We start from the raw sequence: 21187 nt of genomic DNA, 5'->3' as shown, positions 1-21187 counted from the left end.
TGCAGCACGAAAGGTCGCGGCGGGCCCCGCGGATCTCGGCAGGCCCCACGGTTCGCCGCGACCCCCACTGCTGCACCCGTGGGGCGCCACGCGAAGGGTGGGGCTGCCAGCCAGGCGTGGGGCCTTATGACCATCGTGGCAAAGAACAGCGGCTGGCCGCCCTGGGCGAGCGACGAGCCGGGCCGAGCCGGGCGGACCCGAGCCCAGCCGAGTCGAGGTGGGTCGAATGGGGTCGACCCAACCTCCCGACACCCCTAACGCGTTGGGGGATCATGCAGGCCCGACGTCGCGCCGCCCGGGAGCGGTTCATCACGAAAGGGCCACGATCCGGGAGTTGCCGCGACGGAAGCCAGGGTCGCTGTCGGTGCCCCCACCTAGGGTCACGCGTATGACGTCGTGGTCAGGCTTCGCGAGGGCGCGGGCGCGGTCCTCCTGGGGACTGCTGCTCACGCTGCTCGCGCTGGTCACAGTGACGACGGCGATCATCGCGGGCACCGTGGGCTACTCCGCGGCCGCGGCCAGCACCGCAGCCCGACAGGCCCTCACCCAGGGGCTGCCGACGGAGACCGGCGTGCAGGTCCAGACCCGTCTCGCCGAGGATCCGCAGGCACAGGACGAGCAGGCGCGCGGGACGATCACCGAGTCACTGGCCCCGGCGCCCGTCGACATCGGACGCCTGGTCGTCTCCGAGCCGCGGCCGGTCCAGCAGGACGGCGCGGCTCTCGACGGCGATCTGGTGCTGCTGGGCAGCCCAGACCTCGCGGCGACCGGCTCGGCTCCTACAGATCTGGTGACCGTCGTCGAGGGCGCGTGGCCCGACGTGGGCGCGACCACCACATCCGGCACGCCCGACGATCCCGCGCCGGCCGCGCTCCACGTCGGTGCCGCGCGGGCCTGGGACCTCACCCTGGGCGACGTGCTCGCGGTGGGCGATCTCGGCTTGAAGGTGACCGCCCTCTGGCAGCCGGTCGATCCGCAGGATGCCTTCTGGTTCGGCGACGAGCTCGTCCGCACCGGCGTCACCGACGAGGAGGCCACCCTCGGTCCCCTCGTCACCGACGAGGAGCTGGTGCAGCAGATCGGCGCCCCGTTCGTGCGCTGGCCCGTCCGACCCGACACCGACCGCACGACGCCCGACGACCTCCGGACCCTGGCTACCGGCGCGGAGAGCCTGCGCTCCACGCTGCGCGACGACGTCGAGGGCGTCGCGATCCGCGGACTCCAGGTGGAGGGCGACCTGGCCCCCACCGCAGGCCAGGCGGCCACCAACCTCGCCACCGCCCGTGCGCTCGGAGTCATCCCTCTGTCGGTGCTCGTGCTCGTCACCGGCCTCGCGGTGGTGCAGCTCGCGCGGCTGCTGGCCGCCACCCGCGAACCGCAGGCGCAGCTCCTCGTCGCCCGCGGAGCATCCCGGGCGCAGGTGCTGCTCAGCGGCTTGGCCGAGTCGGTGGCGGTCGCGACCGTCGGCGTACTGCTGGGGGCCGCACTCGCCTGGGGTGTCATGCAGCTGGTGCCCGGAGGCGAGGATCTGCTCGCCCGGATAGCCTGGACCGCCCTGCTCACCCTGCTCGGCATCTGCCTGGCGCTGGCCGCGATCGCGGGGCTCCAGGCGGGCCGGCTCTCCGGTGGCCAGGCGATCGCCGACCGGTCGGGGCGCACCCGGGCCGCCACCGCGATCGTCACCGTCGTCCTGGTCCTCGGGGCGGCCGCCCTGGCCTGGTGGCAGCTGCGCCGGGCCGGCTCCCCGCTCACCCGCGCCGAGGACGGCACGCTCGGCACCGACCTCGTCGCGGGCGCCGCTCCCGCCCTGCTCCTCGCGGCCGCCGCCGTCATCGCCATGGCCCTGCTCGGTCCGCTGTCCCGGATCCTCGAGCTGGCCACCCGACGGTCCCGCGCCACCACGTCCCACCTCGCCTCCGCGCAGGTCAGCCGACACCTGCAGGTGTATGCCGTGCCCGTCGTCCTCATCGTCCTCGCCGCCGGGTCGACGACGTTGGCGGCGCTCTACTCCGGCACCAGCGCGCAGCTGCGCGACGACCTCGCCGCCGTCAGCGAGGGCGCCCCGCTGCGGGCCGACCTCGTGCGCCCGCCCAACCCCTCCTCCCGCTCGACCTTGGCGGACCCGCCACCCGATCTCACCGACCTCCCTGAGATCGCCGACGCGACGCTGGTCTGGCTCGAGCCCGACGCCCGCTTCGGCGACGTCGTCGTCCCACTCACCCTGGCCGACACCGACCGGCTCGCGGGGGTCGCCAACGTGCCTGACGGCATACCTGCGGGGCTGGTGCCCGACGGCCTGGGCGAGGTGCTCGCGGTCGACGGTGAGTCCCGCGACGGCGACCCGCTCGGGGTGCCGGCCGGCACGGAGAGCCTCGAGCTCACCCTCACGGCGGAGCGCGACGCCGACCGCTGGGAGATCGCCAGCCTCGACGGGCTGGCCGACCTGGAGGCGCAGTTCTACGAGCTCGAGCAGGAGAACCTCGACCAGATGTCGGAGGAAGAACGCGCGGCCGCGGAGCAGGTGCGCCTGTCGCTGGAGGAGCAGACGACGCTGCGTCTCGACGACGCCGTGACCGGAGCCGCGCAGCCGGTCGAGATGCGGGTGAGTGTGCTGGTCCAGGACGTCCGCACCGGGCTCACCTCGACCGTCGCGTCCGAGGACGTCGAGGTCCCCGGTCCGGAGCTGAACTATGACCCCCAGACGCTCCGCGACTTCGCCGCCACGCCGGCGACGACCACCGAGGAGCTCACCTTCACCCTGCCTGAAGGCCGTGAGCACACGATCGAGGCGATGACCGTCGAGATCCTCCCGCCCCCCGCCGGCCAGCCGTTCTTCTCCTCCGGGTCGAGCACCCTCGCCGCCGACCTGGAGCTGACGGCCGGAGGCCAGTCGCTGCTGGCCGATGCGGGCTGGGGCAGCGCCGACGTGATGTCCCGCGAGATGGCCGATCCGCTCATCGAGGCGGCCGAGTCCGTGGAGGAGGCCGAGGTCACAACCATCCTGGAGGTGGATCAGGGCTACGTCGGCGACCAGGGAGTCAGCTTCAGCACCTTCACCGAGAGCAACCAGGAGTTCGTCCCGACCTGGTATGCCACCAGCGGCGCCACGTGGCACATCGAGTGGCCGAACCAGGGGCTCGGCGATCCCGAGGTGACGCTGGCACCGGGTGCCGAGTTCAGCGGCAGCGCACCCACCGACTCCCTCGACGATGCCCCGACCGCCGAGACCCCTCCCTCCGGGCTGGTGCCGGTCGCCGTCACCGACGCAGCTGCGGCCGCCGCCTCGCTCGACCTGGGGGACGCGCTCACGATCTCCCTGGCGGGCACGTCGCTGCAGGCGCAGGTCCACGAGGTCGTGCCCGCGATCCCCGGCCAGACCGGCACCACCGCGGCGCTCGCCGACGCTCGGGTCGTATCGGCCCTGCTCGCCGAGCGACAGCGCAGCCTCACCTGGCCCACCCAGGTGTGGGCCCGACCCGTGGCCGACGGGGCCCAGGACGGCGAGGCCGGGCCCGGAGTCGACGCCGCCGTGGCGGCGCTCTCCGCGCGCGACGATCTCCGGGCGGTCACCGGCCCGGGCACGGTCGCCGTCACCGACGCGACGAGCGCGGCACGGCTGGTCTTCTGGGTCGCGTCGGCGGGTGCCGTGCTCCTGGCGCTCACGGGGGTGGCCGCGGTGGCGGCGACCCTGCTGTCGTCCCGTCGCCCGGAGGTCGCCGTGCTGCGCGCCCTCGGTATGCCGCCCGCGGCACAGGCGCGCTCGCGGGCCCTGGAGCTGGTCGGCGTCGTCCTGGCCTCGATCGCGTTCGGCCTGGGGGCCGGGTGGGTGGTCGGGGCCGCCGTCGTCCGGGAGCTGGCGACGTCCACCACCCAGCCGGGCCGGCTTCTGCTGCCCGCCGCGCTGCGGCTGGAGGCGCTGCCGTGGGCGGTGCTGGTCGCGGCCGGGCTGCTCGGCCTGGCGGTGCTGGCGACGCTGCTCTCCCGACGGGTCCGGGCGCAGGCGTTGGACCGCGACTACCGGGAGGAGATCCGGTGAGCGCACGCCACCGCATACCTCGCGGACTGGGATCGGGACGACTGGCCCGACGCCAGTTCGCCGCCGACCCGTGGGTATCGGTCGGTCTGGCGGTGCTGGTCGGGCTGGTGGCACTGCTGCTCACCGCCGTGCCGCGGGGGTTGGTGAACGTGCAGGGGCGTCAGCTCGAGCAGGAGATCGACTCGCTCTCGGCCTGGCAGCGCGACCTGCGCGGCGACTGGCAGCGGACCGTCGTCTTCGGACGGGCGGAGGACCTCACGGGCGAGCCCGGTGCGGATGGGTGGGCACCGCTGGTCGAGGGGGCCGAGCGGGTGCGCGAGCAGCAGCCGGAGCCGCTGCGCAGCGTCCTCGAGCCGGCGCAGTTCCTCGTCCGGCTCACGAACGACCAGGGCTACGCGCCACCGGAGGCGTCGGGCTACTACCAGGCCACCCTGAGCCCCGCCGTGGACCCGGACCTGCGCGAGCACGTCGAGCTGGTGCGGGGCGAGTGGCCGGAGCTGGTGGTCGGCGATCCCGGGTTCATCGGCGGCCGGGACACCGGCGAAGAGCCGGACGACGAGGGCCCGGCGCCCGTCCCGGTCATCGTGCTGGAGGAAGCCGCGCAGGAGCTGCAGCTGCAGGTCGGGGACGTCGTGCGGGAGCTGGTCATCTCGGGCACCTACGAGCCCCTCGATCCCGACGACCCGCGATGGCAGCACGTCGACAACGGCGCCACGATGGGCACCCTCTACGACCCCAACCTCGGCGAGAGCGCCTACGCCACCGCCTTCCTCGCCCCGGCCAACCGAGGCAGCCTCGGCCAGCCGGCATCGGTCCGGATGCGGGTCTGGTATCCCGTCGACGCCTCGCTCATCACCGGAAACACCGGTCAGGTCGAGGCCCTCGACGCGCAGGTCAACGGCTTCCTCGCAGAGCAGCACACGCTGGCCACGGCAGAGCAGATGCTGGACAGCAACGGCCCCCAGGTGCCCATCTTCTCCACCGACCTCACCGACGCCCTGCAGCGCATCGCCAGCCAGCAACGCGCGACCAGCTCGCTGCTCGCCGTTGTCGCCGCCGGGCCGTTGGGGGTCGCCCTCGCGGTGGCGGCACTCGGGGCAGGGCTGGTCGTGCACCGACGTCGCCAGAACCTGGCGATGGCCCTGGCCCGCGGTGGCTCCCCGGCACAGCTGCGGTGGCTCGTCGCCGCCGAGGGGCTGCTGCTGGGCGTGCCGGCGGCGGTGCTCGGCCATCTGGGCGCCATGGCGCTGGTGCCGGGCCCGACGCCGTGGTGGCAGTGGGTCGTGACGGGGGCGGTGGCGCTCGTGCCGTCGGTGACCCTCGCCGCCTCGATCGACGACGCTTCGCTGCTGCGACGACGGGCCGACCTGTCCGGTCGCAGCCGGAGCCGGTGGCGCTGGGTCGTCGAGCTGGCGGTCATCGGACTCGCGGCGGTCGCCACCTGGCGACTGCTGGATCGTGGGGCCCGGGGCGACGACGCGGCCCGGACCGGCATCGACGTGCTGGCCGCCGCCACCCCTGTCCTGCTCGCGCTGGCGGCCTGCGTGCTGGCCCTGCGGCTCTATCCCGTCCCCCTCGCGGCGCTCACGGCGGGGCTGCGGGGCCGCCGCGGGCTCACGCCCTTCGTCGGGGCCGCGCGGGCGCTGCGCGACCCGGCAGGAGGGCTGGTGCCTGCCCTGGCGGTCGTGCTCGGCACCACGATCGCGCTGGTCAGCGCGGTGCTGCTGGCGACGGTCACCCGTGGTGCACAGCTCGCGGCCTGGGAGGACAACGGTGCCGCGGTCCGGCTCACCGGGCCCTCGCTCACCGGGGAGCTGCGTGCCGAACTGCTGGCGATCGACGGGGTGGAGGTCGTCGGGTCGATCATCGACTCCGGCTCCAACCAGAGCATGGAGGTCGACGGCGAGCGCACGGCGCTGCGCGTCTACGTCGCCGAGTCCGAGGTGGAGCAGGTGTATGCCGCCTCGCCCCTCGTCGACGGACCGCCGCCCGAGTTCTGGTCGTCGGACGGCATACCGGCGGTGATCACGCTGCGCGGCGCCGGGGATGAGATCACGCCGGACGCCGAGGAGATCACCGTCAGTCGACTCGGCGCGGTCGAGGTGCTCGGGCACCGTGAGGCACTGCCTGGGATCCAGGTCACCGGTGCCGGGGTGCTGGTGAGCGAGGAGCGGTGGCGCGCCGCCGGGGGTGGGACGTCCCGCCTGCCCACCGTGGCGCTCCTGGGGCTGGACGACGGGGCTGAGCCTGCGGCGGTGGCCGGCGACGTGACCGACCTCGTCGGCACCGGCGGCGTGGTCACCACGGTGACGACCCGCCTCGACGCGTATGCCGAGGCTCCCGTGACCAGCGGCCTACGCCAGCTCTTCGTGGGCGCGACCGTGGTCTCCGGCCTACTCACTGTGCTCGCGGTGGTCGTCGTGCAGCTCATGGGTGGGTCCGCGCGGGCCCGCCTGCTGGCGACCCTGCGCACGCTCGGGCTGGCCCCGGGGCAGACCCGGGCGCTGACGGCCTGGGAGCTCGCCCCGCTGCTGGTGACCTCGCTCGTCGTCGGGTCGCTGCTGGGGCTCGCCGTGCCGTGGGTGCTGCTGCGCGGGCTGGACCTCACCGGCCTGACGGGCGGGAGCACCCAGCCCGCCCTCCACCTCGATCTGCCGCTGCTGGCCGCCGTGCTCGGCGCGGTGGTCCTCACCGTCCTGATCGCCGTCACCACCAGCGCCTGGCTCGCCGGGCGCACCAACCTCGCGCAGACCCTGCGCGTCGGGGAGGACCGATGAGCACGACCCCTCAGACCCACGACGACCGCGCACCGGAGCATCGCGACGCCCCCACGACGGGGGACGACGACGCCACGTCCACGACGGCCCCCGACCATCCCGCGCTCGGGACGGTGCGAGAGCACCAGGGCCCGGACATCTGGTGCGAGGACCTGGTGCGCATCTACTCCACCGAGGGGGTCGAGGTGCAGGCCCTCCAGGGTCTCAACCTCGTCGTCGACCCCGGCGACGTCGTCGCGCTCGTCGGGGCCAGCGGCTCCGGCAAGTCGACCCTGCTCGGCATCCTCTCCGGGCTCGACCGGCCGACCGGCGGCCGCGCCCGGGTGGCGGGGGTGGACCTGCTGTCCATGAGCCGCGCGCAGCGGGTGGACTACCAGCGGCACACCGTCGGCTTCGTCTGGCAGCAGACCTCCCGCAACCTGCTGCCCTTCCTCACCGCGGCCGAGAACGTCGCCCTCCCCATGGTCATCTCCGGTCGGACCGAGCGTGAGCAGCGGGTGGGCGAGCTGCTCGACCTGCTGGGCATCACCGACTGCGCCGCGCGTCGCCCGACCGAGCTGTCCGGTGGGCAGCAGCAGCGGGTCGCGATCGCGACCGCCCTGGCCAACTCCCCCGCCGTGCTCCTCGCGGACGAGCCGACCGGTGAGCTGGACGACACGTCGTCGGCCCAGGTGCTGGAGGCCATGCGCACCTCGGCGGGTGAGCTGGGGACGACGGTGCTGGTGGTGACGCACGACCCCACCGTCTCCGATCATGTGCGGCGTACCGTCGCGATCCGCGACGGTCGCACCTCCACCGAGGTGCTGCGGTATGTCGTCACCGACGAGTCGGGTGAGCAGCGGCAGGTGGCCAAGGAGTACACCGTCATCGACCGCGCCGGGCGCATCCAGCTCCCACGGGCGCACGTCGAGGAGCTGGGGCTGCGCGACCGGGTGCGGCTCGAGGCCGAGCCCAGCCATGTGCAGGTGTGGCCGGACGACGAGGAGCACGCGGCCGGCGAGCCCCGACCCGGATCCGACCGGACACCCCTTCCGTCCGAGCGCGAACCCGACCGAACACCCCTTCCGTCCGTGCCGGAGCCGGACGCGGTGCGAGACGATGACGGGGAGGAACGGTGATGAGCGAGCGGACGGCATACCAGGAGCAGGTGAGCGAGAGCGCCGCAGCGGTCGTGCTCAGTGGCCGCGACCTGCACCGCACCTTCGGCACCGGAGCGACGCAGGTCCATGCGCTCGCCGGGGTCGACCTCGAAGTGCCCGCGGGGCGGCTGACCGTGGTCCGCGGACCGTCGGGCTCGGGCAAGACGACCCTGCTCAACCTGCTCGGGGGCCTGGACCGCCCGACCGAGGGCGAGGTGATGCTCGACGACGGGCGGGTGCTCTCCGAGCTGCCGGAGAAGGACGTGCTGGCGCTGCGGCGCGAGCGGATCGGCTACGTCTTCCAGAGCTTCGGCCTCGTCCCGGTGCTGTCGGCGGCCGAGAACGTCGAGGTCCCGCTGCGGCTGCAGCGGACCCCGGTCGGCGAGCGCACCCGGCGCGTCGAGGAGGCGCTGGAGCTCGTCGGGCTGGCGCGGCACAGCAGGCAGCGGCCCTACGAGCTCTCCGGCGGGCAGCAGCAGCGGGTCGGGATCGCCCGCGCGCTGGTCAGCGACCCCGACATCCTCATCGCCGACGAGCCGACCGGGCAGCTCGACTCGGACACCGGCGCGATGATCATGGACCTGCTGGTGCGGCTCACGCACGAGGGCCGCATCGCCTCCGTGGTCTCCACGCACGACCCGGTCCTGATGGGCCGGGCCGACCAGGTGATCGAGCTGCACGACGGTCGGCGGGTCTGAGCCGACCGCCGGTCGACCGGCCAGTCGTCGCCGGGGCGGCACGTCCACGGTCAGCAGCGCGGAGCCACCCGCGCCTGACCGGCGAGTCGTCGCCGGGGCGGCACGTCCCCGGTCAGCCTGCCTCCGTTCCTGCGGTCGACGGCGCCCCGGACCCGAACTACGGTCGTGGCCACAGGCGATGCAGGAGCAGTGGCGAGGAGTGATCGTGCAGGGACAAGAGCACCCGACGGACCAGCCGCAGGGCGAGAGCCTTCTCGGGCGACCGTTGGGCGGGTCGACCGGCCGCACGTCTTCCTCGCGGATCCTCCTCGTGGGCGTCGCCGCCCTGGTGGTCGTGGGCCTGCTGGTCGGGTTCCTCACCGACTGGTCACTCTCGGCCATCGGTCTGGCCGTGGGCGCGTCGGTCGGGCTGGTGCTCCTCGCGGTCTTGGTGCGGCGCCCACCGCCCACCCGGCTCGAGACGCGGGAGAAGAACAAGACGCAGCGCAACCGGTGGTGAAGGCTGCGGCCAGCTGACGGAGGGCCTGCGCCACGGCATACCGGTCAGGACCCGGCGCGGCACGACGGCCGGTGGGTCTGAGCAACCGGCCACTCTCCTACGCAGAAGTCGTTCCTCTGCGGTGATGCATCCGCGCACAGGAACAGCTTCTGTGTATGAGTGGCGAGACTCGCTCAGTCGGCCGTGCGGAAGCCGCCGTTGCTGTGGAGCAGCTGGCCGGTGATCCAGCCGCCCTGCTCCGAGAGCAGGAAGCGCACGAGGTCGGCAGTGTCCTGCGGGGTGCCCAGGCGACCGAGCGGCGTCTGCGCGGTGCCCGCCTCGCGGATCTCCTCGGCCATCCAGCCGGTGTCGATCGGCCCCGGGTTGACGACGTTGGCCCGCACCCCGAGGTCGGCCAGCTCGTGCGCGGCCGCGACGACCAGGCGGTCGAGGGCTCCCTTGCTGGCGCCGTAGGGGAGGTTGTATGCCGTGTGGTCGCTGGTCAGCGCCACCACGCGGGCGGCTCCGCGCTCGACGACCGCCGGGGAGAGCTGCTCGGCGAGAGCCTTGATGAGCAGCCACGACGCCCGTGCGTTGACCGCGAAGTGGCGGTCCCAGGACTCGACCGTGGTGGTGCGGATGGCACTGTCCACGCTCTCCGCGTGCGAGAGCACCAGGGCGGTGAGGTCGCCGCGCCGGTTCGCCTCGCGCACCAGGTGCTCCGGCACCTCGGGGTCGGCGAGGTCGGCGGCGATGACCTCGACCTGTGCGCCGAGCTCCCGGCAGCGGGTGGCCACGGCCTCGGCGTCGTCCGGGCCGTGCTCGAGACCCACGCGGTCGTCGTACCCCGGCCAGTGGCACAGCGTCAGGTCCCAGGCGTCCCCGGCCAGGGCGAGGGCGATCCCCGCCGCGATGCCCCGGCGGCGTCCGACCCCGGTGAGGAGCACGGTGCCGCGGCTCATCGAGGACCGCCACCGGCACGACGCGCATGGAGCGCGCGCACCTGCTCGGCCAGCTCCGGGTCGGGGCCGTCCACCACCGCCCCGGGCACGACCTCCTGGATCGGCAAGGGCGCGACTGGGCCGGGCTCCCGGCCCAGCTCCGCCGACCACGCGGTGAGCTGGGCCGTGGAGGAGGCATACACGATGCGCCCCAGCCCGACCCAGCCGTGGGCGGCGGCGCGCATCGGGCAGTGTTCGCCGGAGGTGTAGATGGTGCTCGCAGCCCGGTCAGGCGGCGAGACGAGGACCGAGCCGAAGGGGTCGGCACCCGCCTCGAGAGCGGCCTGCGCGAGCTCCACCGCCCGGGTGAGATGGATCCTGTCCATGTCGTCGATGCCCACCCGCCCACCGTAGTTCGCCGCGCCCGCGCGGTGTGGCCGGCCAGAGCCGCCCGTCCCCTGGCGGGTGTTCGGAGCCGACAGCGGCGGCGCGGCGTCATACCCTGGAACCGCCGGGACCGTGCTCCCGGCGACCGACCGGCGCAGGGCAGAGGAGACACCATGAGCTGGGCACCGCCGCCACCGGACCGCGACCGCGAGCGCGACCACCTCACCGGCCCCACCGACGCCGCGCCGTGGAGCGTTCCCCCGATCCCGGCCTGGTCGCCGACGTCCGCCTACGGCCAGCCCGAGGACACGCCGCCCACCCGGCCGGCACCGCCGCCGCAGCTGCGCTACGCCGACTGGGGTGAGCGGGTCGCCGCGACCCTGGTGGACTGGAGCCTCCTCTTCGGAATCATCGTCGTCCTGGGGGTGGTCGGCGGCATCGTCGAGCCGCTCGAGGACCTCGCCGGGTTCGCCTGGCTCGCCTCGCTCGGCTACCTCGCCTGGCTCAACGGCGCGAAGGGGCAGTCGCCCGGCAAGGCGCTGCTCGGGCTCAAGGTCGTCCGCGAGGCCGACGGGTCGCCGCTGGGCGGGTTCGTGGGCCTCGTGCGCGGCGGGCTCCTGGGCCTGCTCAGCTTCTTCACCGTCGGCATTTTCTTCCTCGTCAGCGTGCTGTGGCCGTTCCGCGACCCGAAGAAGCGCGCGCTGCACGACATCGTCGTGAGCGCCGTGGTGGTCTCTGGCTACCCGAAGGCCCCGGTCAGTCCGCGCCTGCTCAAGCCCTGACCCCGGCGTCCGGGCGGTCGCGCGCCCGGGATCTGACAGCATGAGCGGTATGCGCGTCCTCGTCACCGGCGGTGCCGGATACATCGGGTCCCACACCGTTATCGCCCTGGCCAGGGCCGGGCACGAGGTCGTCGTCGTCGACGACTTCTCCAACAGCAAGCCCTCGGTGACCCCGCGCCTGGAGGAGCTGGCGGGCATACCCGTCCCGGTGCACGCCTTCGACCTCACCGACGGCGACAAGCTCGACTCGCTGCTCGGGCAGGAGTCCTTCGACGCAGTGATCCACTTCGCCGCGTTCAAGGCGGTGGGTGAGTCGGTCGCGAAGCCGATCGACTACTACCGCAACAACATCGACGCCACGCTGCGCCTCGTCGAGGCGATGGTCGACCGCGGCGTCCCCCACCTCGTCTTCTCCTCGAGCGCCACGGTCTACGGCGAGGACGCGCCGGTGCCGATGACCGAGGGGCTGCCGACGTCGGCGACCAACCCCTACGGTTGGACCAAGGTCATGAACGAGCAGATCCTGCGCGACGTGACGCACGCCTACCCGCAGCTCAAGGTGGCGCTGCTGCGCTACTTCAACCCGGTCGGTGCACACCCCTCGGGGCGCATCGGCGAGGATCCGTCCGACATCCCCAACAACCTCATGCCCTTCATCGCCCAGGTCGCTGTCGGGCGGCGGGAGAAGCTCTCCGTCTTCGGCGACGACTACCCGACGGTCGACGGGACCGGCGTGCGCGACTACATCCACGTCGAGGACCTCGCCGAGGGGCACGTCGCGGCGCTGGAGTGGATCAGCACGCACGAGCGGCCGCTGTCGGTGTGGAACCTCGGCACCGGACGCGGCACCTCCGTGCTCGAGCTCGTCTCGGCGTTCGAGCGTGCCAGCGGCCGGGAGATCCCGTACGACGTCGTCGCGCGCCGGCCGGGTGACACCGCCAGCTCGTATGCCGACCCCTCGCTCGCGGAGTCCGAGCTGGGCTGGCGGGCGACCCGGTCGGTGGAGGACATGTGCGCCGACACGTGGCGGTGGCAGCAGGCGAACCCGCAGGGCTACCCGGACTGACGGCATACCGGTGCGACCCGAGCACGCGTCCTGTGCGACCCGAGCACGCGTCCGGTGCGACCCGAGCACGCGTCCGGTGCGACCCGAGCACGCGTCCGGTGCAGGAACGAGGGGTGGCGTCCAGGTTCGGGGCGTATCCTTGCGGACATGCCCCTTCGCAGTTCCTCCCTCGGCGACCTGGAGCGCGCCGTCATGGAGATCCTCTGGTCCGACGACTCCGGCCTGTCGGTCCGGGACGTCCTGGACCAGCTGGAGCGGCGTGAGCACCACAAGGAGCTGGCCTACACGACCATCATGACCGTGCTGGACCGGCTGGCCAAGAAGGGCATCGCCGAGCGGACCCGCGAGGGGCGCGCGTGGCAGTACTCCGCCGCCGCCAGCCGCGAGCAGCTCGCCGCGACCGCGCTGCGCTCCGCCCTCGACACCGTCAAGGCGGACCGTACGGCCGCCATGCTGCATTTCCTGGACGACGCCAGCGCCGGCGAGCTCGACGACCTGCGGGCCGCGCTGGCCGAGGTCGAGCGTCGCCGCGGCGCCTGAGCCCACCACCCCGCAGCCATGGGCGGCCCGCTGCTGACCGCCGCGGTCGTCGCCCTCGCCCTCGTCCTGGTCCTCCTCGCCCCGCGCCTGCTCCCCTCCTGGACCGCGCTGCGCCGCATGCCCGGGCCGGGCCTGCTGCTGTGGCAGTCGGTCAGCGTGGCCGGTGCCCTCTGCGCGCTGCTGGCCGCGCCCACGGCCGTGCTCACCGCCGGTCTGTCCCAGCCGCTCCTCCTGGGCCTCGCGCTCGTCGTGTCCGGCGTCATGCTCGTGCGGCTGCTCGCTGCGGGGCACCGGGTCGGCACCGACCTGCGCCGCCGCCGCACCCAGCACCGGGAGCTCATCGACCTCGTCGGGGACCACCTCGACGACACCCTGGCCCGCGACGCGGCCGGCATCGCCCGGCCCGGCGTCACGGTCCTCGCCCTGGGCAACCCGAGCGCCTACTGCCTCCCGGGGCGCGGGCACCGCATCGTCCTGACCCGCGCCGCTCTCGACCGCCTCGGGACCGTCGAGCTGCGCGCCGTCCTCGCGCACGAGCAGGGCCACCTCGACGCCCGCCACGACCTGCTGCTCGAGCTGTTCACGGTGCTGCACGAGGCGGTGCCCGCCGGCCTGCGGGTGCCCGCCGCCCTGACCGAGGTGCAGCTGCTGACCGAGGCGCTTGCCGACCGCATCGCCGAGCAGCGCACCGGGCACGCCGACCTCGCGCGGGCCCTCGTGGCCATGGCCCCGGCTGCCACCCCCGAGATCACCGCCCGGGTCCGGCTGCTCAGCCGGCCGCCGGCGCCACGGCACACCCGGATCGGCGTCACCCTCCTGGCCGCTGGCGTGCTCGCCCTCCCCGTCGCCACCACCGTGACCCTTCTCACCCTCTCCTGGTGACCGCGCCCGCTATGACGAGGAGTAAAATCTACGACGTCACGTAGTTCGACGTCCGCGCAGACTGGAGGCGCCCGTGGAGGCACTCGACCTGGCCCGGTGGCAGTTCGGCATCACCACCGTCTACCACTACTTCTTCGTGCCGATCACGATCGGGCTGTCCCTGCTCGTGGCCATCATGCAGACGCAGTGGATGCGCACCCGCAACCCGCAGTGGCTGCGGCTGACGAAGTTCTTCGGCAAGCTCTTCACCATCAACTTCGCGCTCGGGTTGGTCACCGGGATCGTGCAGGAGTTCCAGTTCGGGATGAACTGGTCGGACTATTCCCGCTTCGTGGGCGACATCTTCGGTGCCCCGCTCGCGATCGAGGCCCTGCTCGCCTTCTTCCTGGAGTCCACCTTCCTGGGTCTGTGGATCTTCGGCTGGGGGCGGATCCCGGAGAAGCTGCACGCCGCGTGCATCTGGCTGGTGCACATCGGCACCGTGCTGTCGGCCTACTTCATCCTCGCCGCCAACTCCTTCATGCAGAACCCGGTCGGCTACGAACTCAACCCGCAGACCGGGCGCGCCGAGCTCACCGACTTCCTCGCCGTCCTGACCAACCCGGTCCAGCTCGTCACCTTCCCGCACGTCATCACCGCCGCCTACATGACCGGCGGCGGCTTCGTGCTGGCCTTCGCCCTCTGGCACCTGTGGCGGGCGGCGACGCCGGCGGCCGACAAGCCGATGTACCGCAAGGGCGCCAAGCTCGGCGCGATCACCGTGCTCGTCGCCTCGATCGGCGTCATCGGCACCGGTGACCTGCAGGGCAAGGTGATGACCGAGGTGCAGCCGATGAAGATGGCGGCCGCCGAGGCGCTCTACGAGGACGTCCCCGAGGGCGAGGGCGCCCCCTTCTCGATCATCACCGTGGGCACCCTGGACGGCGGCGAGGAGGTCTGGGCGCTCACCGTGCCCAAGCTGCTCTCCTACCTCGCCACCGGCGCCTTCGACGGCGGGGTCGAGGGCATCGACCACATCCAGGAGCGCTACGAGCTGACCTATGCCGGGTCCGAGCTCACCGCAGCCGAGGACTACCGCCCGGTGATCCCGGTCACCTACTGGTCCTTCCGGCTGATGATGGGCCTGGGCTTCGCCGCGATGGCCATCGCCGCCGCCGTCCTGTGGGTGCTGCGCGGCAAGGGCAGCGAGACCGACGAGCCGCGGATGAGCCACCGGGTCTGGGGGTATGCCGGTGTCGCCGTCCTCTTCCTGCCGCTGCTGGCCAACTCCTTCGGGTGGATCTTCACCGAGATGGGGCGCCAGCCGTGGCTCGTCATGGGGCTGATGACCACGCAGACCGGCGTCTCGCCCGGTGTCAGCGCGGGCGAGGTCCTCACGTCGATGATCGTCTTCACGTTGCTCTACGGCGCGCTGGCCGTGGTCGAGGTCGGGCTCACCCTGCGCTACGGCAGGGCGGGCGCCGAGCAGGTCCCCGAGGACGCGTCCTACGACCCCCGCACCCGCGACGACGACGACGCCTACGTCTTCACCTACTGAGTCAGGACGGACATCATGGAGCTCAGCACGATCTGGTTCATCCTCATCGCCGTCCTGTGGATCGGCTACTTCTGCCTCGAGGGCTTCGACTACGGCGTCGGCATGCTGCTGCCCGTCCTCGGCCGCGACGAGCCCGGGGCCGACGTGGCGTCCGCCGACGGTGCGACCGCGCATACCGGCGAGACGCGCAAGCGGCAGATGCTCTCGGCGATCGGCCCCTTCTGGGACGGCAACGAGGTGTGGCTGCTGACGGCCGGCGGCGCGATCTTCGCCGCCTTCCCCCACTGGTACGCCACCCTCTTCTCCGGGTTCTACCTCCCGTTGCTGCTCATCCTCGTGGGCCTCATCCTGCGCGGCATCGGGCTGGAGTACCGCGGCAAGGTCGACTCGGCCGCATGGCGCGCGCGGATGGACACGATGGTCGTCGTGGGGTCCTTCGTCCCCGCGCTGCTGTGGGGTGTCGCCTTCACCAACATCGTGCTTGGGGTGCCGATCGACGCCGAGATGGAGTATGTCGGCGGCTTCTGGAACCTCCTCGGACCGGTCGCGCTGCTCGGCGGGCTCACCACGCTCACCCTCTTCCTCACCCACGGCGCGCTCTTCGTCGCGCTCAAGACCGACGGGCAGCTGCGCCACGACGCCCGCGCCCTGGCGATCCGGCTCGGTCTGGTCGCCGCAGTGCTGGCCGTGGCCTGGCTCGCGATCCTGCAGGCACGCAGCGGATCGGGTCTGTCATGGGCGGTCACCGGCCTCGCCGCGGCCAGCCTCGTCGGGGGCCTGCTGATGGCCGGCCGCGGTCGGGAGGGATGGGCCTTCACCGGCACCTTCGCCGCGATCGGGCTGGCCACCGCCTCGCTCTTCCTGGCGCTCTTCCCCGACGTGATGCCCTCCAGCCTGGACCCGGCGTGGTCGCTGACCACGCAGAACGCCAGCTCGAGCCAGAAGACGCTGGGCATCATGACCGTCGTCGCGCTGGTCTTCACCCCCATCATGCTGATCTACACCTCCTGGAGCTACTGGACCTTCCGCAAGCGGGTCTCGGGGCACCACATCCCGACGCAGGTGCACCACGCCGCCGTCGTGGAGGGCGACCAGGTCGGGGCGGGCCGCTGACGTGAGGCAGCGACGGTGGGCGTGGAGTCCCGTGCCCGCGCGCCCGCACGACCAGCGACACTGAGCCGGTGCGACCCTTCGACCCCGCCCTGCTGCGGGCCCTCCCGGCGACCCGCGGCCCGGTGGCCTCGCTGTCCGTCGTCGGCGTCCTCTCGGGGGTCGTCGCGATCGGGCAGGCGGTGACCCTCGCCCTCGTCGTCGGCGCGGTGGTGCGGGGCGAGCGCGAGGAACTCACGGCATACCTCGGCTGGCTGGTCGCGCTGCTGGTGACGCGCGGGCTGCTCGCCGGCGCGGGCGAGCTGGTCGCCCGGCGCGCCGGGCTGCGCGTGGTCGGGATCGTGCGGGAGGCGCTGCTGCGGCACTGGCTGGCGCGGCCGGTGGAGGGGCGGCCGGGCACCGAGGTCGCGCTCACCCGCGCCACCGACGGGGTCTCCGCCCTCGAGCCGTATGTCGCCCGCTACCTCCCCGCGCTCGTCACCGCGGCCGTGGTGCCGGCGCTGGCGCTGGTCGCCCTCGTGGTGGTGGACCCGTGGAGCGCGCTCATCGTCGTGCTGACGCTGCCGCTGCTGCCGGTCTTCGCGGCGCTCATCGGCATGCACACGCGCGATGAGACGCAGCGCCGGTGGGGCGCGATGGAGCTGCTGGCCGGGCACTTCCTCGACGTGATGCGGGGCCTGCCGACGCTGGTGGCCTACGGGCGGGCGCGGGCGCAGGTGGACGTGGTGCGCGAGGTCGGGGAGCGGCACCGGCGGGCGAGCGTCGCCACGCTGCGGACGGCCTTCCTGTCGACGGCGGCGCTGGAGCTGCTGGCGACGATCTCGGTGGCGATGGTGGCGGTGTCGGTCGGGCTGCGGCTGGCGCACGGCGGGATGGACCTCGTCGTCGGGCTGACCGCGATCCTGCTGGCGCCCGAGGCGTACTGGCCGGTCCGCCGGGTCGGCGCCGAGTTCCACAACGCCGCCGACGGGGCGCAGGTGCTGCAGGAGCTGGCCGACGACGGGGTGCTGGGGAAGGCCCGTCGTGCCCGTGGTGCCCGTCCGGCGACACCGGCCCGGCGGCCCATCGGGCTCGCCGAGGTCTCCTACGCCCACCCCGGCCGGGTCCGCACCCTGGACGGGCTGACCCTCACGACGTCGTCCGGGCCCGGCCTGACCGTGGTGACCGGGCCCAGCGGGGCCGGCAAGACGACGGTGCTGGAGCTGCTCGCGGGGCTGCGCACCCCCGCGTCCGGGACGGTCAGCGCCCCCGCGGCCCACCTGGCGACCCAGCGGCCGCTGCTGCTGCCGGGCACCGTGCGCGACAACCTCGCGACCGCCGCCCCGGACGCGACCGACGCCGTGATGACCGCAGCGCTGACCGAGGTCGGGCTGTGGGCGCAGCTGGCTGACCGGCACGGGCTGGACACCCGGCTCGGTGACGACGGGTTCGGCCTGTCGGCCGGTCAGCGGGCCCGGCTCGCCCTCGCCCGCGCCACCCTCTCCCCGGCGCCGCTGCTCCTGCTGGACGAGCCGACGGCCAACGTGGCGGTGGACGGCATACCCGTCCTGCACCAGGTCATCACCGGGCTCGCCCACACGCGGCGGCTCGTCGTCGTGACCCACGACTGCTACCTGGCCGCGCTCGCGGACGACCGGTGGCGCCTCGACGCCGCCGCGGCGTCGGCTCCGCTGGACGGCCATCGGGGTGAGCCGGCCGCTGCGGACCCGGCTCCGCAGGACGGCCGTCCGACCGAGCCGGCCGCGGCACCCCACCCGACCGGGGCTGACCAGGAGCCGGCGGACGGTCACCGGCCCGGCGAGGTCGCGCCCCTGCGCACCCCGCGCGGTCGCCGCGGGCTGGCGCTGGCCTGCCTGCTGGGCGGCGCCTCAGTCGGCTGCGGGGTGGCGCTGACCGCGACCTCGGGGTGGCTCATCGTGCAGGCCTCGACCATGCCCGTGGTGCTGACCCTGCTCGTGGCGATCGTCGGGGTACGGGCGTTCGGCATCTTCCGGCCGGTGTTCCGCTACGCCGAGCGCGTCGTCAGCCACGACGTGGCCCTCGACGACCTGTCCCGGCGGCGGGCCGACCTCTACGCCGCGCTCATCCCGCTCACCCCCGCCCGGCTGGGGCGACGCAGCCGCGGACAGGTGCTCACCGCCGCCGCCCGGGACCTCGAGGACGTCGTCGACGAGCACGTGCGGGTGAGCGTGCCCGCCTGGTCCACCCTCCTCGCCACCCTCGTCGGGGCGGCCATCGCGGGCTGGCACCTGCCGATCGCGGGTCTCGTCGTGGCCGCCGGTGGTCTCCTCGTCACCCTCCTCACCGTCCTCGGGTATGCCGTGGAGCGCCCCGCGCAGGACGCCGCCGTGGCGCAGCGCGGCGAGGTCCGGGACCGGGTCACCGCCCTGGTCGCGAACCTGCTCGCGGTCCAGGCCGTCGCCGGGACCGTGGGCGGGCATCGGGAGCTGGTTGCCCCGGTGCTGCGGGCGGAGACGGCGCAGCGGAGCAGCGAGGCCCGGCTCACCCGGGCCCGGGCTGCCGGGCTCGCCGTCACGTGGGTGATCGTGGCCGTCACCGCGACGCTCGTGGGGCTGCTCGCCTGGGGGGCGCGGGCGGAAGGGACGCTGAGCGGGCCCTATGCCGCGCTGGTCGCGCTGGTGCCGCTCGCGCTGGCCGACGCCTGGGCCGGCCTGCCCGAGGTGGCGGGCGCCCGGGCCCGCGCGCGGTCGGCGGCGGCACGCCTCGAGGCGCTCGTCGGTCAGGAGCCGGCCGTCGCCGGCCGGGGCACCACCCCGGTGCCACCCGCACCGCCCGTGCTGGAGCTGCGCGGGGCCTCGGCCCGGTGGGCGCCCCGGGCGGACGGTGCGCCCCAGGCGGCCGGGGACGGGGCGACCGGTGCCAGGCCCCCCGCCGGGTCCACGCTCCCCGACCTGCACCTGCTGGACCTCGTCGTGGAGCCGGGCGACCGCATCCGCCTCAGCGGACCCAACGGTGCCGGCAAGTCGACCGCCCTCGCCGTGCTGGCGCGCCACCTCGACCCGAGCGGCGGGGACTACCTGCTGGCGGACGCGGACACGGGCCAAGGGTGCCGGTGCGTTTCGGACGTGCGTGCCCTGGACCTGGAGCAGACCCGAGCGCTGCTGGCCGTCGTCGACGACGAGCCGCACGCCTTCGCCGGGTCGGTGCGCGCCAACCTCGCCCTGGCGGCGCCGGGCGCCACCGACGAGCAGCTGCTGGACGCGGTCGAGGCGGTCGACCTGGATGGCTGGTTCGGCACACTGCCGCACGGTCTCGACACCCCGCTGACAGGGCTGTCCGGCGGCGAGCGGAGCCGGCTCGCGCTGGCCCGGGCGCTGCTCTCGGAGCGGCCGGTCGTGCTGCTCGACGAGCCGACGGCCCACCTCGACGACGCGACGGCGCAGCGGGCCCTGGGCGGCCTGTTGGACAGGGTGGGCGGTGGCCGGGCGGTCGTGCTCGTCAGCCACACCGCGCCGGTGACCGGACGCTGGACCGAGCACCGGGTCGGCCGGAGTGCCGCGGACGCAGCGGACGGCCGAGCGGTCCCGCAGCACATCGGCTAGGTTGCCGGTCATGGACACCTCGACCATCGTCTGGATCGTCGTCATCGCCGTCGTCGTGGTGGCGGCGCTGGCCGCTTGGGCGGTCGTCGCGCGCAACAAGCGGCTGGCGGCCGCCCGCGAGGAGGCGGCCGGACTCCGCGAGAAGGCGCAGTCCGGCGAGTCCTACGCCCAGAGCGCCGAGGAGCGCGCCAAGGAGCTGCAGGGCAAGGCGCGCGAGGCCCAGCAGCACGCCGACAAGCTGCACCAGGAGGCCGAGGAGGCCACCCGCATCGCTCGCGAGCACCGCGACCGCGTGACCGGCGACTACGTGAGCGCCGACGAGATCGACCCGGACGCCAAGAAGCGCTGACCGCGGCGCCGGCAGCTCAGGACGCGTCGCCCACCGGGAGCCCGGTGTCCCGCACCAGGTAGAGCCACGGGAAGGCCCGCGCCCCCACCTGCCACCCCTCGGTGAGGTAGTGCCGGACGGGCCGGGTCCAGATCACCCGTCGGTGCTCCCACCGCGTGCCGGTCCGCACCATCCGGTGCCGGAACATCCCGGCCTCGACGGTGTGCCACCCCAGCTCGCCCGCGAGCTCCAGCTCGCCCATCTCGTCTACGGCGGTGACCGGGCCCAACCACCGCTGGTCCGCTCCATCGTCGTCCTCCTCCCCCGGCCCGGCGGACTCGCCGAACCGCTGCTGCGCACCCTGCCGGGACAGACCCAGCTCCGCCCCGAGCCGCGCCCAGCTCACGCCCGCACCGCGGGCCGAGCCGACCGCCTGCCGCAGCAACGCCGCCGTGCCCTCGTGGGCCTCGGCGCACCGCCGCACCAGCCGGAGGTGCTCCTCCGTCTCCAGCGTGCCACCGGCCACCGACACCTCTCCCCCGTCGCCGACAATCACCCTCCCCAGGGCGACGACGAGGTCCTCGTCCTCCTCCCGCGGCGCGCCCTGCGCCGGACCAGTCATCGCCCGTCCCGGCTCGGCAGCCAGTGCTGCTCCTCGCCGCCGTCACGACGGCGCCCCGGCCACCGCCCGCTCCCGACGAGGAAGGCGCCGAGGACCATGAGCGCCAGCGTCGCGCCCTGGAAGAAGCCGTGCCAGAAGCCGCCGTCGATCTGCCGGGAGACGTAGTAGCTCACGAAGCCCGCGAGGATCACCGCCACCCCCGAGGTCATCCGGAAGGTGCGCATACGGTCCTGTGGTGTCGTCATGATGTCAACATAGTCTTGACGCCAAAGCCAGTCAACCCGAAGTTGACACCGACGAT

At 73.8% G+C, this 21187-nt stretch carries 17 protein-coding genes; 13 read left to right on the top strand and 4 right to left on the bottom strand.

The features are described from left to right. Nucleotides 1–388 precede the first annotated feature (388 nt). From AC5PYY_RS05675 to AC5PYY_RS05655, 5 genes are all read left to right on the top strand, one after another. Nucleotides 389–4036: an FtsX-like permease family protein gene (locus AC5PYY_RS05675; RefSeq protein WP_493898821.1), complete on the top strand. Its 3648-nt coding sequence runs from the start codon at nucleotides 389–391 to the stop codon at nucleotides 4034–4036. Continuing rightward, a complete protein-coding gene (locus AC5PYY_RS05670; RefSeq protein ID WP_493898820.1) occupies nucleotides 4033–6813 on the top strand; it encodes an FtsX-like permease family protein in 2781 nt (926 codons plus the stop codon). Before AC5PYY_RS05675 ends, AC5PYY_RS05670 begins: the two co-directional genes overlap by 4 nt. Next, on the top strand, nucleotides 6810–7931 hold the full coding sequence (locus AC5PYY_RS05665) for an ABC transporter ATP-binding protein (RefSeq protein ID WP_493898819.1): 1122 nt from the start codon (nucleotides 6810–6812) through the stop codon (nucleotides 7929–7931). Before AC5PYY_RS05670 ends, AC5PYY_RS05665 begins: the two co-directional genes overlap by 4 nt. After that, on the top strand, nucleotides 7931–8650 hold the full coding sequence (locus tag AC5PYY_RS05660) for an ABC transporter ATP-binding protein (protein WP_493898818.1): 720 nt from the start codon (nucleotides 7931–7933) through the stop codon (nucleotides 8648–8650). The genes AC5PYY_RS05665 and AC5PYY_RS05660 overlap by 1 nt, the downstream gene beginning before the upstream one ends. A gap of 205 nt (nucleotides 8651–8855) precedes the next feature. Continuing rightward, nucleotides 8856–9149, top strand: a complete 294-nt coding sequence (locus tag AC5PYY_RS05655; RefSeq protein ID WP_493898817.1) for a hypothetical protein — start codon at nucleotides 8856–8858, stop codon at nucleotides 9147–9149. Nucleotides 9150–9322: 173 nt separating this feature from the next. Here the strand turns inward: AC5PYY_RS05655 and AC5PYY_RS05650 are convergent, their stop codons facing one another. Continuing rightward, nucleotides 9323–10090 (bottom strand): SDR family oxidoreductase, encoded by a 768-nt coding sequence (locus tag AC5PYY_RS05650; protein ID WP_493898816.1) that lies wholly within the window; start codon nucleotides 10088–10090, stop codon nucleotides 9323–9325. Beyond that, nucleotides 10087–10470 (bottom strand): tRNA-specific adenosine deaminase, encoded by a 384-nt coding sequence (locus AC5PYY_RS05645; RefSeq protein ID WP_493898815.1) that lies wholly within the window; start codon nucleotides 10468–10470, stop codon nucleotides 10087–10089. Before AC5PYY_RS05645 ends, AC5PYY_RS05650 begins: the two co-directional genes overlap by 4 nt. Nucleotides 10471–10629: 159 nt before the next feature. On the opposite strand from AC5PYY_RS05645, the gene AC5PYY_RS05640 reads away from it, so the two are divergent. The 8 genes from AC5PYY_RS05640 to AC5PYY_RS05605 all read left to right on the top strand — a co-directional run bounded on the left by AC5PYY_RS05640 (nucleotide 10630) and on the right by AC5PYY_RS05605 (nucleotide 20285). Continuing rightward, nucleotides 10630–11238, top strand: a complete 609-nt coding sequence (locus AC5PYY_RS05640) for an RDD family protein (protein ID WP_493898814.1) — start codon at nucleotides 10630–10632, stop codon at nucleotides 11236–11238. Between the two features lie 49 nt (nucleotides 11239–11287). After that, nucleotides 11288–12304, top strand: coding sequence for a UDP-glucose 4-epimerase GalE (gene galE / locus AC5PYY_RS05635; protein WP_493898813.1), 1017 nt, complete (start codon nucleotides 11288–11290; stop codon nucleotides 12302–12304). Nucleotides 12305–12451: 147 nt separating this feature from the next. Next, a complete protein-coding gene (locus tag AC5PYY_RS05630; RefSeq protein WP_130014169.1) occupies nucleotides 12452–12844 on the top strand; it encodes a BlaI/MecI/CopY family transcriptional regulator in 393 nt (130 codons plus the stop codon). Between the two features lie 18 nt (nucleotides 12845–12862). Next, complete coding sequence (locus tag AC5PYY_RS05625) at nucleotides 12863–13726, top strand: M56 family metallopeptidase (RefSeq protein ID WP_493898812.1); 864 nt, start codon at nucleotides 12863–12865, stop codon at nucleotides 13724–13726. 73 nt (nucleotides 13727–13799) lie between these two features. Beyond that, nucleotides 13800–15263, top strand: a complete 1464-nt coding sequence (locus AC5PYY_RS05620; protein WP_493898811.1) for a cytochrome ubiquinol oxidase subunit I — start codon at nucleotides 13800–13802, stop codon at nucleotides 15261–15263. Between the two features lie 15 nt (nucleotides 15264–15278). After that, on the top strand, nucleotides 15279–16376 hold the full coding sequence (gene cydB / locus AC5PYY_RS05615) for a cytochrome d ubiquinol oxidase subunit II (RefSeq protein WP_493898810.1): 1098 nt from the start codon (nucleotides 15279–15281) through the stop codon (nucleotides 16374–16376). 68 nt (nucleotides 16377–16444) lie between these two features. Further along, a complete protein-coding gene (gene cydC, locus AC5PYY_RS05610) occupies nucleotides 16445–19936 on the top strand; it encodes a thiol reductant ABC exporter subunit CydC (RefSeq protein WP_493898809.1) in 3492 nt (1163 codons plus the stop codon). Nucleotides 19937–19946: 10 nt separating this feature from the next. Continuing rightward, entirely contained in the window at nucleotides 19947–20285 is a 339-nt protein-coding gene (locus tag AC5PYY_RS05605; protein ID WP_493898808.1) for a hypothetical protein, read from the top strand. Nucleotides 20286–20301: 16 nt separating this feature from the next. Here AC5PYY_RS05605 and AC5PYY_RS05600 read toward each other — a convergent pair whose 3' ends face one another. Both AC5PYY_RS05600 and AC5PYY_RS05595 read right to left on the bottom strand, forming a co-directional pair. Next, entirely contained in the window at nucleotides 20302–20886 is a 585-nt protein-coding gene (locus AC5PYY_RS05600) for a hypothetical protein (protein ID WP_022923270.1), read from the bottom strand. Then, nucleotides 20883–21131 (bottom strand): hypothetical protein, encoded by a 249-nt coding sequence (locus AC5PYY_RS05595; protein ID WP_157621783.1) that lies wholly within the window; start codon nucleotides 21129–21131, stop codon nucleotides 20883–20885. Before AC5PYY_RS05595 ends, AC5PYY_RS05600 begins: the two co-directional genes overlap by 4 nt. Nucleotides 21132–21187 lie beyond the last annotated feature (56 nt).

This window comes from Serinicoccus sp. JS2-9 (genome assembly GCF_059025165.1).
This window is presented reverse-complemented; position numbering and strand designations above follow the sequence as displayed.

Bases quoted from the DNA above. Each gene is read 5' to 3' on its own strand.
- AC5PYY_RS05650 (WP_493898816.1), bottom strand. From the start codon at position 10,090: ATGAGCCGCGGCACCGTGCTCCTCACCGGGGTCGGACGCCGCCGGGGC.
- AC5PYY_RS05640 (WP_493898814.1), top strand. From the start codon at position 10,630: ATGAGCTGGGCACCGCCGCCACCGGACCGCGACCGCGAGCGCGACCAC.
- AC5PYY_RS05630 (WP_130014169.1), top strand. From the start codon at position 12,452: ATGCCCCTTCGCAGTTCCTCCCTCGGCGACCTGGAGCGCGCCGTCATG.
- AC5PYY_RS05600 (WP_022923270.1), bottom strand. From the start codon at position 20,886: ATGACTGGTCCGGCGCAGGGCGCGCCGCGGGAGGAGGACGAGGACCTC.
- AC5PYY_RS05665 (WP_493898819.1), top strand. From the start codon at position 6,810: ATGAGCACGACCCCTCAGACCCACGACGACCGCGCACCGGAGCATCGC.
- AC5PYY_RS05625 (WP_493898812.1), top strand. From the start codon at position 12,863: ATGGGCGGCCCGCTGCTGACCGCCGCGGTCGTCGCCCTCGCCCTCGTC.
- cydB (WP_493898810.1), top strand. From the start codon at position 15,279: ATGGAGCTCAGCACGATCTGGTTCATCCTCATCGCCGTCCTGTGGATC.
- galE (WP_493898813.1), top strand. From the start codon at position 11,288: ATGCGCGTCCTCGTCACCGGCGGTGCCGGATACATCGGGTCCCACACC.
- AC5PYY_RS05605 (WP_493898808.1), top strand. From the start codon at position 19,947: ATGGACACCTCGACCATCGTCTGGATCGTCGTCATCGCCGTCGTCGTG.
- AC5PYY_RS05595 (WP_157621783.1), bottom strand. From the start codon at position 21,131: ATGACGACACCACAGGACCGTATGCGCACCTTCCGGATGACCTCGGGG.
- AC5PYY_RS05675 (WP_493898821.1), top strand. From the start codon at position 389: ATGACGTCGTGGTCAGGCTTCGCGAGGGCGCGGGCGCGGTCCTCCTGG.
- AC5PYY_RS05660 (WP_493898818.1), top strand. From the start codon at position 7,931: ATGAGCGAGCGGACGGCATACCAGGAGCAGGTGAGCGAGAGCGCCGCA.